The following is a 12,416-nucleotide window of genomic DNA, read 5'->3' on the forward strand; positions in this document are numbered from 1 at the left end:
TTGAAGCCACTGATCCTGTGCGCGCTGCTGGCGCTGTCCGGCTGTGCCACCATCGGCACCGATTTCGTCGAACCTGTCGCCTCGGCCGGCCCGGCCTGGCGCCACGCCGGCGCCGACACCCTGGCTGGCGCGCGCCTGCCGGCGAGCTGGTGGACCGTGTTCGGCGACGCCACCCTGAACGACCTTGAGCAGCGCGCCGTGCGCGACAACCCGGGCGTGAAAGCGTCCGCGCAGCGATTGCTGCAAGCGCAGGCGCAAATGGGCAACCTGCGCGCGGCGCTGTCGCCGAGCGTGAACCTGAGCACCTCGGTGAGCAATGCGCGCAGTTCGGCCGAGACCTCGCAGGGCCTGGCCCTGGGGCACCGCTCGATCGAAGGGAATAACTATTTTGTCGGCGGTTCGCTCTCGTATGAGCTGGACCTGTGGGGCCGCGTCAAGCGCGTGGTCGAAGCGGCCGACGCCCAGGCCCTGGCCGCCCAGGACGACCGCGATGGCGTGATCTTGCTGCTGTCGGCGCAAGTGGCCAGCACTTACTGGCAGCTGCGCGGCATGGATGCCGAAATGGCGATCCTTAAAAACGCACTGGCGACGCGCGGCGAATCGCAGCAACTGGTCGAAGCACGCTTCGATGCCGGCCTGACGAACGAACTCGATGTGTCGCGTGCCCGGGTCGAGCGTGCCAACGCCGAAGCGGACCTGCACGAAGTGCAGCGTCAGCGCAACCTGCTCGAACACAGCCTGGCCACCCTGGTGGGCGTGTCGCCGTCGTCGCCGCTGATCGCCGCCGCTGCCAAGGTGGACCTGCCGACGCCGCCGGCCATTCCGGTCGGCCTGCAGGCCAGCCTGCTGTCGCAGCGGCCGGACCTAGCGTCGAGCGTGGCGGCCCTGCGTGCGGCCAATGCGCAAGTGGCGGTGTCGGAAGGCGCGTTCTATCCGTCGCTAACCCTGACCGGCAATTTCGGTTTTGCTTCCGAAAGCCTGAGCAATCTGACCAATAGCGGCGCGCGCCAGTTTTCCATCGGCCCGCTGGCCTTGTCGCTGCCGATCTTCGATGGTGGCCGCAACAAAGCCAATCTGGCGATGTCGCAGGCACGCTACGCCGAAGCGCGCGCCAATCACGAAACCAAGCTGCTGACGGCCTTGCGCGAAGTGGAAGATGCGCTGTCGGACGTGCAGCAGCGCCAGCGCCAGGGTGAAGTGCAGGCCCAGTCGCAGAAGGCTGCGGCGCGCGCATACCTGGTGGCGCAAGCACGCTATGAGCGTGGTCTGTCGACCTACCTGGACGTGACCGATGCCCAGCGCAGCTCACTCAATGCCGACCGCGCCGCCGCGCAAATCCGCACCCAGCGTCTGCTGGCCAGCGTGGCGGTGGCGCGTTCGCTCGGTGGCGGCTGGACTCAGCAAGCAGCCGAGGCGACCATCGCCCAGGCCTCGCGTTAAGGCTTACCCGCTGTAGTGCGCTCGCCGCACTACAGCGGGCCGAAGTGCCCCAGCAGAAAATCGACAAACGTAGTCAGTTTCGGCGTGGCCTGACGGTCGCGCGGATACATGATGTGCATCGTGCGCGGCGCCGGAATATGCGCTTCCAGCAGCGACACCAGCCGTCCGGCGGCCACTTCCTGCGCCAGCATCACCTCCGCCTGCATCACAATCCCGAAGCCCGCCAGCGCCGCCTGTTTCAGCGCCTGTCCATTGTTCGAACGGAACCGGCTGGCGCGCGCCGGCGCACCGCCGTCATCGTCCCCCAGGCGCCAGCGCACCAGTTTTTTCCAGTGCATGAAGTCCAGGCACTCGTGCTGTGCCAGATCGGCCGGCACGCGCGGTTCGCCGTGGCGCGCGAGGTAATCGGGCGAGGCGCAGATCAGCATGCGGTAGGGACGCAGGCGGCGCGCGATCATGCCCGAATCATCCAGGTCGCCGATGCGGATTGCGGCGTCATAGCCATCGTCGACCACGTCGACCAGGCGGTCGTTCAACTCCAGATCGAGGCTCACTTCGGGATGCTGCGCCAGATAGCGTGGCAGCAGCGGCGAGAGCGACTCGCTGCCGAATGTGACGGGCGCGCTGATGCGCAGGCGCCCGCGCGGGGCGAGCCGCATCGCTTCCGCGCCAGATTCGGCGGCGCGCACCTGCGCCAGGATGCTGCGGCACTGCTCCACATACTGTTCGCCGATTTCGGTCAGGCTCTGGCGCCGCGTGGTGCGCGCGAGCAGGCGCGCGCCGAGGCGCTCTTCCAGGAAGCGGATGTGCTTGCCGACCATCACGGCCGACATATCGAAGCGCGCGGCGGCCGCAGTGAAGCTGCCGTCGTCCACCACCGCCGTGAAAATCTCCATGCTGCGCAGCTTGTCCATTGATTCCGAATTGTGAGTGAGTAATATCCGTCATGTTAGCGCATTTATCTCGATTGCTAACGGGAAGATACTGATGGCTCGAACTCTTCGTTTCTCAACTTATAAGGAGTAGCTATGAAAATCATCGTGATCGGCGCCAGCGGCACCATCGGCAAGGCAGTTTCTTCCCATCTGGCCGTGCGCCACGACATCGTCACCGTGGGTGCCAACAGCGGCGACGTGCGCGCCGATATCCGCGACATCGCCCAGGTGCGGCATCTGTTCGAGCAAACCGGCAAGGTCGACGCGGTGGTGGTGGCCGCCGGCGCCGTGCATTTCGGACCGCTGGCCGAGCTGGGACCGGAGCAGTTCCAGGTCGGCATCGCCAGCAAATTGATGGGGCAGGTGAATGTGGCGCAGGTGGCGCCGGCGTTTTTGAATGACGGCGGATCGATAACCCTGATCAGCGGGATCGTGGCCGAGCACCCGATCCGGTTTGGCGCGTCGGCCAGCATGGTCAATAACGCCGTGGAGGGGTTTGTGCGTGGCGCCGCCATCGAGCTGCCGCGCGGCTTGCGCATCAATGCCATCAGCCCGACGGTTCTGGAAGAATCGCTCGATGTGTATGGACCGTATTTTTACGGATTCGAGGCGGTGCCGACCAGCCGCGTGGCGCTGGCGTACAGCCGCAGCGTGGAAGGCGCGCAGACGGGGCAGGTGTACCGGGTGTGGTAAATCGGCGCGCTTGTTGGCGGCAGTAACAAGGCGGATAATGGCTCGCCAGCACATCCGCCCGAAGGCATCCCATGCTCCCCGATCTGTATGTTTGCAGCAGCTGTCATGAACAATTCGATTTCAAGTTTCGTGAGGCGTACTATTACGTGGGCGCGGCACCGGCGCACGAGCAAATCGCCGATGCCGATCTGCTGTGGATCAATCTGCGTCCCGCGTGGTGCAAGGATTGCGAGTGCGTTTGCGGGGTGGAGGACATTGCTCCTCTGAGGGCATTTGAAGGTGCCTACGGCGCCGCGCGTGCCGGCCAGCCAGTCGAGTACCCGTCGTATGCCAAGTTCATGGAGCCAGCGGATGCGATACGGGAACTCGGCGACCAGCTGCGCTGGCGCATGGGACGCCGCCGCCCAGCCCGGGCGCTCTGCTGCGGGGGATCGCGTTATCAGTGGATGGATGTGGCCCAGCCCCTCCTGAGGCATGCGCAGTGCGAGTACGGTTTCATCGAACCCCGCATTTACATTGGCTCGGGCTGCGGACCTGGTCCCGGCATCTATGCCCCGGCAAATATCCGGCTGTACGACCCCGAAGGGGAATTGATCGGCCAGCTGACGTGGCGCAAACAGGATGGGAGCGTGTGGGATATCGAGCCGATGCGGTATCCGCCGCCTGCCGCTGACGATTAAGACGGCGCGCGGGGTGAGCTTGAGAGCGCTGGCGCGGCGGCTTGACGAATCAGCTTGATCAACATGTTCTTTTGGGCGGTGTCCGGATTTGTGAAAATGTAGCGCTCACGTTGTTTCAGAAGTTCCAGCCATTCGGTTAGAAACGCGACGTTGTTGTTCAAGGAAGTTTTTTCCTCCGCCCATTTGCTTGCACAAGACCGGAGCTGTGCTGCGATGTCATTTGAATGGTTCCAGCACGGCCTGCACAGCGTGCGTTGTTGGTCGATGTAAGCCTTTTTAACCTCGTAGGCATACATCTGATCCTGCGCAGTAAAAACGCAGGAAGTGCCGCAGGTCCGGCAAACATATGCTTTGTCGGTGTAGTGCTTGACCCATCCCAATTGATACGGAAGCGATGTTTTGCTTTTGGCGGACCAGCGCTCCGGTTCGGCAGGAATGCAGGCAGGTCTAAGATCGGGAAAGGCATGGTCGGGCGACGTCATGTCCAATGCCTGTGCAATGCTGAAAAAGCAGATTTTACGTGAGCGACCGTGCCGCCGGATTGCATCGATGTTTTGCAGTCGCCAACGGGCTGTCACTGTTCGAAAGATGCGGGAAACTGCACTGCCGTTTGGCGGCTGGGGGGATGTCCTGAGCTCGGACTTCACACGTGATGCTTGGTTGCATGGAGCATGCGTTTCTGGGTAGTGGCGTCGGACTCGCGAGGGCGCGCCTGAGGTGCCGGGTTTGTCAGCTCGCGCTCAAGCTGTCTAGCAGCCCGGTGATGAAGAGCAGGCTCAGCAACGCGCTCGGCAAGGAACGGTTCTCGTGCATGCGCAGCTAATGCATAGGCTTCCTTATTTCCATACTTCGCTATCGAGAAGCGCTTGCCAGCTCATCGTAAAGGCATGACGTGCTGAAAATGGAAAGAGCATCGCCGCTACAGCAGAACAGATTGAAATCTCTGAAGCCCTGCTCGTGATAGAAGCCAGGGCCCCCCTGAATGAGTGCGACACATTTCGGCCTGTGCGCTGCAGGCACACAAACAGTGCAGATAGCAAGAACAGGTGAAGTCTTTCCAGGCGCGCGAAGTCGGATAGGACACCTCATTCGCGCGCGGGGATCAGTTGCTCTCCATTGTTGCAATTGCGCGCTTCAAGGCGACATCAGGAGCATGGCCGGCGGCGATGAATTCGGCTTTGCGCTCCATGACCCATTCGTACACATCGGGGCGATACCAATTCGATGTCGGGTCCAGTGCCGCGTGCTGGGCCTGACCGAGGCGCAGCACTTCCGCGTAGCGCCGCTCCGGTCCACTCAGCTGCGCCGCAGGCGCCGCCGCAGCTTGGGGCGCAAGCGCCACCGCAGTCGGTCTTGCCATTGCAGCGGATGGCGCTGGCGGCACGACGGTCGCGATCGTTGCAGGTGCTATTGGCATTGCCGGTGCTGCGGCGACTGGCGCTGGTGGCGGTGCGACCGGCGCGGTGCTGGTCTGGGAGACAGCCAGTGCGGCGACCGGCGAGGTGCTCGCGTTCACAACGGCTGGCGCGGCAGCTGGCTTGGCCTTGGGCTGCGGCGCCGTGGCGCTTGGGAGTGCGCCATTGCGCCCCTTGTAATTCGGCGAACGCGGACCATACAGCAGGCCATTCATCTGGCCGCCTGCCAACAGGCGCTCGTTTGCCGTACGCGCCACTGTATAGGACTTATCGAGCGCGGAATTGAGGATTTGCTTGACCGCCACCTGGACCAAAGCGCCGACGATGCCGCCTCCGGCATTGCCCTGATTGCCGTTGTCGACAACAACGACCTGGTTGTTCCACAAGAGCGCACCGGTTTTCAAATCCACCAGCTTGGCTTCGGCCGCCACCGTAACGGTACTGCTGATGACCTTATAGCTGCTGCCGTACTGCGTGATGGTCAAATACAGGGCTGCATCGGCGCCGAAAATCTGCTGCAGTTTTTTCGGGTCAACATTGTGAATGTCGGTCGCGTTGGTCAAGCCGTTTTGTTTGAACGTTTCGTTGACCACGGCAACGGGCAAGACGTAATAGCCGGCTTCGGCCAAGGGATGCGTGACCTGCGCATACACGCTAAAGGTCGCCTTCACGTCCGGCGAATTATTCACGGGTGGTAGCACCAAGATCGAGTGCGGGTTGCTCGCCTCAAATGCGCTGTAATCGTAAGGCGTGGCGTGCTGCGTGGCGCAACCGACACTCAATACTGCCGGCACGATCAAGGCGGCCAGCTTTAGCATTCGTTTCGACATATTAGTGCCCCCCCTTGCCAAGAGTCTCAAGTAGACGATTCATGTATGGTTCCGATTCCGGGAAGAGTCGCTTTTCTTCCTGGAATTGGGCGGCGACCTGGTCTGGCCTGCCAGCGATCGAATAGAGCATGCCGAGATGGGCGTGGAAACCAGGGGGAACTTGTTTGCCGTGCGTGCTGGCGGTTTGCAAATGTTTTTCCATCACGACGATTTGCTGGATCGGGCTCTCGCCCTTGAAATGCCCGTTCAGCTGAGGTTCGTACGAACCCCACTGGTAAATGGAAGGCGGGGCAGTTCGGCATCCAACGAGTGCGAAGGCGGCCAGCGCCACGGCCAGTGCATTGATAAATTTGATTTTCATGGGAGGGGCGTGATTATTTTGGTAGTGCCAGAGCGCCGCTCTCAACACCGGCAACAAGGCGCTCGACCGCTTCGCGCATGGCCAAGTCGATGACTTTTCCGTTGAGCGTGGCGTCATAGCTGGCGGTGCCGCCAAAGCCGAGCACTTCGCGGTTCGACAGGCTAAATTCGCCGGCGCCCTGGCTCGAATAGACCACTTCCGACGTGGTGATGTTGACCACGTTGAGGGTTACCTTGGCATAGGCAAGCTGGGTCTTGCCGCGGCCTGCCAAGCCAAACAATTGCTGGTCACCCACTTCCTTGCGGCCGAATTCGGTCACGTCGCCGGTGACGATAAAGTCGGCGCCCTTGATCGCCTGGCCTTGGCGTTTGAAACCGGCTTCCTGCGTCAACTGCTCAAGATTGTCGCGGTCGAGCACATTGAAGCGGTTAGTTTGCTGTAAATGCGCGATCAAAATCGTCTTGGCCTGACTGCCCAAACGATCGACGCCGTCCGAAAAAATACCGCGCTGAAAGCTCGAACGGTTATCGAAACGGCCAACTGCAATCAAGCTGCGCACGCCCGTGTAAGGACGGCTGGCGCTGGCGACCGTTGGTAGTGTGACGGCCCTTGAGCTTTCGGTGGCACAGCCAGCGAGGGCCGACAGGATACACACGCCAATCAATAAAGGGCGCGCAAGGGCTAATTTCATGTGTACTCCAATTAGTGTGCGGGCACGAAGCCAATATTAAAGAAATAATAAGATCTCAGATCTGCGCATTATACTCGGAGTTTTCCTATGATCAACTATCGTTGTTAATTGTTATTTAACAAACGTGTTGATCACTTCTGTTGATCACTTCAATGGCAGCAGTATCACGGGCGACGGGGGCCGACTTTTGCCTCGATATCGACACCTTCGTCATGAACAACAGCGGCACCAAGACGGAGGCGGTGAGCCGCACCTGTCAAGGAATTCATTCGCATGCGCAGACGCGGCGATATGGAAGGGCTGGCGCGGCGGTGCCGTACGCTCCCCCGCGGACGAGAACAGGCCGATGGGCAATACGCCGACAAGGAAACTGGTTTCCACTATAATCGGCACCGTTACTATGATCCTCAGGCTGGCCGCTACCTGACGCACGATCCGGTGAGACTGCAGGGCGGTACGAACTTATGTCGCTATGCACCAAATCCTGTCGGTTGGGTCGACCCGCTTGGATTGACGTGCAAGGCCTACCGCGTCATGGATGGCGTCAAGCGCAACGGCAGATGGTGGGTAAGCGTCTGCCCAACACCGTATTGAGTCCGGCCGCGAATTGTTCGATGATGTCGTCACACCGCTGGGAAGCGGAGTGTTTTCAGGCAGGGGCCAGCTGCCCGGCGAAATGCCAGGGCAGGAACTCGTCAACGCGGTTGATGGGATGATCGGCGATGTGGGCTAGCAAAAGTTAAAAATTAACGTATTTGGCCCAGGTCCACCCGAGCCATCCGAGCCATCCGAGCACGCTACCGACCACCGCGCCGGCCGCCACCACGGTGTGGCTGACCGTCTCCGGTGGCCACGCCTTCGCAACAAGAACGGCAGCCGCACCGAGCGCACCGCATAACAGCGTGCGCAGAAGCGGGTGATCTGCAACCGCCATTGTCGATCTGGCGTCAAAGGCCACAATGGTCCCGTAATAGGCGCCAAGGACTGTGAGCATGCATACTGATGTCAGAACATCATGCCAATTCCAGTCTCCACCGTTTCCGCTTACCCACGATAGAGAAAAAAGGCCGGTGAGCGTGATACCCACGACGAATACGACTGCAAACAGCAGGATGGTCGCCAGGACTGCGCCCCATTTCGATCTGGTCAAACGTCGGAAATTCATCGGGCTATCCATCGCCTTATTGCGCAGTTGAGCGGATTGATTGTATCCGCACCGCCACGGACCGGGACCTGTTGCGACTACCGGGGGGCGGCGCGGTGCGCAAAGACCTGCGTCTTAGTAAAGATCGTTGCGCACCGCATGCTCGTAATGCGCATCGACGTGCGCCACCTCGGCCTCGCCAATCATGGCCATCGACACCAGCATCTGCCCGACCGTGGGCAGCGCCGTGCGCTCGATACGCGCTTGCTCGCTCCACAGGCGCGCGCGGTTGATCGCTTTACCGCAGTGCATCAGCACTTCGTCGATTGCCACCACGATGGCTGTTTTCGGCAGACGCTCGCCCTCGGCCAGCTTCGCCAGCAGGTCCGCGTCGGTGCTCACGCGCGCGCGCCCGTTGATGCGCATGAATACTTCCAGGCCGGGGAACAGGAACATCATGGCGGCGCGCTCGTCGTCGGCCAGGTTGCGCATCGATTCGATGCGGTTGTTGCCCGGCCAATCGGCAAAAGCCAGCGTGCGCGCGTCGATCACTTTCACGAAGCCCGGCGGGCCGCCGCGTGGCGACACGTCCAGCCCTTGGGCGCGGCCGGTCGCCAGGGCGAAAAACGTGGCCGCCGCGAGATAGTCTTCGTGTACCGGCACCAGCCGCTCCAGCACGGCCTTCCGGATCCGCTCCGACGGCGCCGCATACAGCGCATCGAGGTCCGGCTGCGCGGCCATATCGCGCTTCTCGACCAGGGCGCGCAGTGGCGCGTGCCGGATGTCGAACACATCGAAGATGCCCAGCGCGCGCAGCGCCGGCAGTGCCTCTTCGATGTCGGCTTGCACGGCGGCGCGCGCTGCATGCGCCAGCGCCGGATCGGCGAAGGCGCGCGCATTGGCGAGAAACGCCGCCACGGTTCCCTTGCGTATCGTCAGGCCCTGGAAGCTGGCTTCATTCACATCGTCTGGCAGGATATCTTGTGCGTGCATGGCATCTCCGAATGGATCAAAACCGCAGCATAAGCAAATCCGCCTGTCCGCTGTACACTATATCCGCCAACTAATAACGCGAATCCGCCATGTCCGACCTGACTCTCGATCCCGCCACCATCAACACCTCCGAGGGACCTGTGGTCATCGTGGCGGCAGGCAGCCAGGATGGCGAACGTGCTTCCTCCGGTCACCGGCACGCGCGCGGACAGTTAATGGGGTCCTTGCGCGGCCTGTTATCGGTGGGCGTGGAGGATGGCCAGTGGATCGTGCCGGCGATTCACGCGGTGTGGCTGCCGCCGCACCACTTCCATTCGGTGCGCTCGCACGGGCCGTTCTCGGGCTGGAGCGCATATGTCGCCGAGCCGGCTTGCGCCGGCCTGCCGTCGCGCCCCTGCACGATCCGCACCTCGGGCCTGCTGCGCGAAGCGGTGCTGCGCGCCGCCACGTGGGCGCTCGAACCGCTCGGCGCGCAGCGCGAACGCATCGCCCACGTGATCCTCGACGAGATCCGGGACGCACCGCCGGCGCCATTCGGACTGCCGCTGCCGCGCGACCCGCGCCTGCAACGGGTGGCCCGCGCACTGATCGACGACCCGGCTGACGAGCGTGACCTGGAACAGTGGGCGCAATGGGCCGCCATGAGTTCGCGCACGCTGACGCGCCGCTTTGTCGCCGAAACCGGATTTGGCTTTGCCGCGTGGCGCCAGCGCGCGCGCCTGATGCGGGCGCTCGAAATGCTGGCTGCGGGGCGGCCGGTGACCACGGTCGCCATGGACCTCGGTTATGCCAGCGCGAGCGCGTTCATCACGCTGTTCACGCGCGAGTTCGGGGCGACGCCGGCGGCGTACCGGCGCGCGCTGCCCGCACATTAACGCTGGCTGCGGCGCCAGGCCTGCGGTCCCATCCCGATCTGCATCTGGAACGCGCGCGTGAAGTGGGACTGGTCGCAAAAGCCGTGGGCGTGCGCGATATCGGTCAGCGCTTCGTCACTGGCCAGCATGGCCTCGCAGGCTGCGGCCACGCGCCGGCGCAGCACGTAAACACGGGCCGGCACCCCGACCGCGTTCTTGAACGCGCGCGAGAAGTGGCTCACGCTCAGGCCCACGGTGGCGGCCAGGTGCGTGGTACGCAGGGTGGCGCACAGGTTGGCGTCGATATGCGCGGTCAGCTGGCGCACCTGCCAGGGGGCGAGGGCGCCTTTGCCATAGTCGGGGGCGGGAACGGGCGACGCGCGCCGGAAGCGGCGCACCGGCGGGGCCTTCGATACGGTGAAATTGAGGGTCGCTTGCATGGTTCGCTCCAGGGTGGCATGACGATGCTCCGTCAGCGACGATGATGCGTGAAGCCAGCTTGGGCGAACAGGGCCACTCAGGTGACTGTGTACCCCCCCGAAAGTGTTGGTGCGAGTCGGCGCCCGCGAATCTTTACAGGCCGATGAACCCGCGCTCGATCCCGATCGTCACCGCGTGCGTGCGGTTGTTCGCCCCCAGCTTGTCCATGATATTGCGCAGGTGCCCCTTGACGGTATCTTCCGACAGCGCCAGTTCGCCCGCCACCTGTTTGTTGCTGTGGCCGCGCGCGATCAGTTGCAGTACCTGCACTTCGCGCGGGGTCAGGCGTTCCTGGCCAAGATGGTTGGCCAGTTCGGCGGCGATCTCCGCCGGAAAATAGCGCTTGCCCGCAGCCAGTGCGCGGATCGCCTCGGTCAGTTCCTTGCGCAGGGCGCTTTTGAGCAGATACGCCTGCGCGCCAGAACGGATGGCTTGCAGCGCGCGCGCGTCGCCCCGGTAGGTGGTCAGCACCGCGATGCGCGCCTGCCCGAATTCGGCGCGGATCGCCTGGATCGCCTCAATGCCGTTCATGTCCGGCATCTGGATGTCGATCAGCGCGACGTCCGGTTGCAGCATGCGGTACTGCGCCACGGCCTCGCGCCCATCGCCGGCTTCCCCGGCCAGGCACATATCGGGCTGGCTGGCGATGACGGCGGCGATCCCTTCGCGCATCATCGGATGGTCGTCGCACACCAGCACGCGGATGGGTGTCGTTTCAGATGTCATTTGTCGCCTCGTTGATCGTTTTTTGTACGCCGCCACGCAAACAGGCGCCGCGTTCCGCGCCGGTATGCCAGCTGCGCCTTGATGCCGAGCCGGACCTCGCTGCCGCGCGCCGGGTCGCTGTGGATGGCGAGCAGCGCGCCGATGCGGCCGACCCGCTCGTGCATGCCGCGCAGCCCCCAGTGGTCGGCACGTCCCATCGGTGTCAGGTAGGCCGGGGCGATGCCCAGGCCATCGTCGCTCACCGTCATCTGGAACTGGCGCGCGCCGTACTCGATTTCCACCTTCACGTGCAGCGCATGCGCATGGCGGAAGGCGTTGACGATCGCCTCGTGCCCGACCTGGTACACCTCGTCGCGCACCAGCGGGCGCAGCGGCGCGGTCGTGCCGCGCACCGTGAGCGCAAAGCGCGCGCCGCCTTTCTGTTCGAGTTCCGCGCCCAGCGCCGCCAGGGCGTCGTGCAGCTCGCTCAGGTCGACCGCGCCGGTGCGCAGGTCGCGCACGCGGTCGCGTCCTTCGATCAGCACTTCGTCGGCGCGGTCCAGCGCTTCTTCCAGGCTGCGGCGCGCGGGGCTGCCGGCCGGGATGGTGTAGACGATCGCCTGGAAGCGCAAAATCAGCCCATGCACGCCTTGCAGCAAGGTGTCGTGCAGGTCGCGCGCAATGCGTTCGCGTTCGCTGTGGCGCTCCTCGATGCGCTCGCGCAGGCGTTCGGCGGCGCGCCGCATGTTGATCCGGTACAGCATCCACAAGGCGGCAAACGCCAGCGCGCCGGCCAGCAGCAGGAACAGCGGCTGGCGGTACAGCGCCGGCGGGATGCTGAACTCGAACACGGCTTCCTGCGTGCTGGGCAGGCCGTCCTGGTTATGCGCCAGCACGCGGAAGCGGTATTTGCCCGGATTGAGTCCGGTGTACACAGCCTGGCGCTGGCGGCCCGCGTCCTGCCAGCCGGCGTCGTAGCCGTCCAGGCGATAGCGAAAGCTCAGCCGTTCTGGTGCCGACAAACTCAACGCCGTGTAGTCGATCGCGATGCGCTGGGCGCCGGCGGCAAGCGTGGCGTGGGCGCCCCGGGGGGGGGGCCCCCCCGGCCCCGGGGCCCCGGGGGGGCCCCCCCGGGGGGGGGGGCGGGGGGGGGGGGGGGGGGGCGGGGGGGGGCGGGGGGCCCCCGGGGGGGGGG

14 protein-coding genes and 1 pseudogene are annotated in these 12,416 nt (G+C 63.7%); 5 read left to right on the forward strand and 10 right to left on the reverse strand.

The annotated features are described in order from the left end of the window. Positions 1-1,440 (forward strand): efflux transporter outer membrane subunit, encoded by a 1,440-nt coding sequence (locus F2P44_RS06505; RefSeq protein WP_229423418.1) that lies wholly within the window; start codon positions 1-3, stop codon positions 1,438-1,440. Positions 1,441-1,469: 29 nt separating this feature from the next. Here F2P44_RS06505 and F2P44_RS06510 read toward each other — a convergent pair whose 3' ends face one another. Next, entirely contained in the window at positions 1,470-2,354 is an 885-nt protein-coding gene (locus F2P44_RS06510; RefSeq protein WP_167085888.1) for a LysR family transcriptional regulator, read from the reverse strand. 114 nt (positions 2,355-2,468) lie between these two features. Here F2P44_RS06510 and F2P44_RS06515 point away from each other — a divergent pair, with 114 nt between their 5' ends. Together F2P44_RS06515 and F2P44_RS06520 are read left to right on the forward strand one after the other, a co-directional pair. Continuing rightward, positions 2,469-3,068: a short chain dehydrogenase gene (locus F2P44_RS06515; RefSeq protein WP_167085889.1), complete on the forward strand. Its 600-nt coding sequence runs from the start codon at positions 2,469-2,471 to the stop codon at positions 3,066-3,068. A 71-nt stretch (positions 3,069-3,139) separates the two neighbouring features. Then, positions 3,140-3,748, forward strand: coding sequence for a hypothetical protein (locus F2P44_RS06520; protein ID WP_167085890.1), 609 nt, complete (start codon positions 3,140-3,142; stop codon positions 3,746-3,748). Here F2P44_RS06520 and F2P44_RS06525 read toward each other — a convergent pair. From F2P44_RS06525 to F2P44_RS06540, 4 genes and pseudogenes are all read right to left on the reverse strand, one after another. Then, positions 3,745-4,230: a zinc-ribbon domain containing protein gene (locus F2P44_RS06525; protein WP_167085891.1), complete on the reverse strand. Its 486-nt coding sequence runs from the start codon at positions 4,228-4,230 to the stop codon at positions 3,745-3,747. The two genes, F2P44_RS06520 and F2P44_RS06525, sit on opposite strands and share 4 nt — an antisense overlap. Positions 4,231-5,339: 1,109 nt before the next feature. Further along, positions 5,340-5,993, reverse strand: a pseudogene (locus tag F2P44_RS35385) (DUF799 domain-containing protein); the annotation flags it as partial. Position 5,994: 1 nt separating this feature from the next. Continuing rightward, positions 5,995-6,354, reverse strand: coding sequence for a DUF4810 domain-containing protein (locus F2P44_RS06535; protein ID WP_167085892.1), 360 nt, complete (start codon positions 6,352-6,354; stop codon positions 5,995-5,997). A 13-nt stretch (positions 6,355-6,367) separates the two neighbouring features. Beyond that, on the reverse strand, positions 6,368-7,045 hold the full coding sequence (locus F2P44_RS06540) for a CsgG/HfaB family protein (protein WP_167085893.1): 678 nt from the start codon (positions 7,043-7,045) through the stop codon (positions 6,368-6,370). 291 nt (positions 7,046-7,336) lie between these two features. Between F2P44_RS06540 and F2P44_RS36860 the strand changes: the two genes are divergently transcribed. Next, entirely contained in the window at positions 7,337-7,639 is a 303-nt protein-coding gene (locus F2P44_RS36860; RefSeq protein WP_229423424.1) for an RHS repeat-associated core domain-containing protein, read from the forward strand. Positions 7,640-7,784: 145 nt separating this feature from the next. On the opposite strand, the gene F2P44_RS06550 is transcribed toward F2P44_RS36860, so the two are convergent. After that, positions 7,785-8,210: a hypothetical protein gene (locus tag F2P44_RS06550; RefSeq protein ID WP_167085895.1), complete on the reverse strand. Its 426-nt coding sequence runs from the start codon at positions 8,208-8,210 to the stop codon at positions 7,785-7,787. 114 nt (positions 8,211-8,324) lie between these two features. Continuing rightward, on the reverse strand, positions 8,325-8,930 hold the full coding sequence (locus F2P44_RS06555; RefSeq protein WP_167085926.1) for an MSMEG_1061 family FMN-dependent PPOX-type flavoprotein: 606 nt from the start codon (positions 8,928-8,930) through the stop codon (positions 8,325-8,327). 341 nt (positions 8,931-9,271) lie between these two features. Here F2P44_RS06555 and F2P44_RS06565 point away from each other — a divergent pair, with 341 nt between their 5' ends. Then, complete coding sequence (locus tag F2P44_RS06565; RefSeq protein WP_167085896.1) at positions 9,272-10,057, forward strand: AraC family transcriptional regulator; 786 nt, start codon at positions 9,272-9,274, stop codon at positions 10,055-10,057. Here F2P44_RS06565 and F2P44_RS06570 read toward each other — a convergent pair. The 3 genes from F2P44_RS06570 to F2P44_RS06580 all read right to left on the reverse strand — a co-directional run bounded on the left by F2P44_RS06570 (position 10,054) and on the right by F2P44_RS06580 (position 12,243). Beyond that, entirely contained in the window at positions 10,054-10,476 is a 423-nt protein-coding gene (locus tag F2P44_RS06570; protein WP_167085897.1) for a helix-turn-helix domain-containing protein, read from the reverse strand. The two genes, F2P44_RS06565 and F2P44_RS06570, sit on opposite strands and share 4 nt — an antisense overlap. 133 nt (positions 10,477-10,609) lie before the next feature. Next, a complete protein-coding gene (locus F2P44_RS06575; RefSeq protein WP_167085898.1) occupies positions 10,610-11,242 on the reverse strand; it encodes a response regulator in 633 nt (210 codons plus the stop codon). Further along, positions 11,239-12,243, reverse strand: a complete 1,005-nt coding sequence (locus F2P44_RS06580; protein ID WP_167085899.1) for an ATP-binding protein — start codon at positions 12,241-12,243, stop codon at positions 11,239-11,241. Before F2P44_RS06580 ends, F2P44_RS06575 begins: the two co-directional genes overlap by 4 nt. Between the last annotated feature and the right edge of the window lie 173 nt (positions 12,244-12,416).

Origin of the sequence: Massilia frigida (assembly GCF_011682175.1) — a bacterium.
Lineage (GTDB): Bacteria > Pseudomonadota > Gammaproteobacteria > Burkholderiales > Burkholderiaceae_D > Telluria_A > Telluria_A frigida.

Coding starts and splice junctions, on each gene's coding strand:
- F2P44_RS06535 (WP_167085892.1), bottom strand. CDS start 6,354: ATGAAAATCAAATTTATCAATGCACTGGCCGTGGCGCTGGCCGCCTTC.
- F2P44_RS06515 (WP_167085889.1), top strand. CDS start 2,469: ATGAAAATCATCGTGATCGGCGCCAGCGGCACCATCGGCAAGGCAGTT.
- F2P44_RS06570 (WP_167085897.1), bottom strand. CDS start 10,476: ATGCAAGCGACCCTCAATTTCACCGTATCGAAGGCCCCGCCGGTGCGC.
- F2P44_RS06525 (WP_167085891.1), bottom strand. CDS start 4,230: ATGACGTCGCCCGACCATGCCTTTCCCGATCTTAGACCTGCCTGCATT.
- F2P44_RS06540 (WP_167085893.1), bottom strand. CDS start 7,045: ATGAAATTAGCCCTTGCGCGCCCTTTATTGATTGGCGTGTGTATCCTG.
- F2P44_RS06575 (WP_167085898.1), bottom strand. CDS start 11,242: ATGACATCTGAAACGACACCCATCCGCGTGCTGGTGTGCGACGACCAT.
- F2P44_RS36860 (WP_229423424.1), top strand. CDS start 7,337: ATGGAAGGGCTGGCGCGGCGGTGCCGTACGCTCCCCCGCGGACGAGAA.
- F2P44_RS06555 (WP_167085926.1), bottom strand. CDS start 8,930: ATGGCCGCGCAGCCGGACCTCGATGCGCTGTATGCGGCGCCGTCGGAG.
- F2P44_RS06565 (WP_167085896.1), top strand. CDS start 9,272: ATGTCCGACCTGACTCTCGATCCCGCCACCATCAACACCTCCGAGGGA.
- F2P44_RS06550 (WP_167085895.1), bottom strand. CDS start 8,210: ATGAATTTCCGACGTTTGACCAGATCGAAATGGGGCGCAGTCCTGGCG.
- F2P44_RS06520 (WP_167085890.1), top strand. CDS start 3,140: ATGCTCCCCGATCTGTATGTTTGCAGCAGCTGTCATGAACAATTCGAT.
- F2P44_RS06510 (WP_167085888.1), bottom strand. CDS start 2,354: ATGGACAAGCTGCGCAGCATGGAGATTTTCACGGCGGTGGTGGACGAC.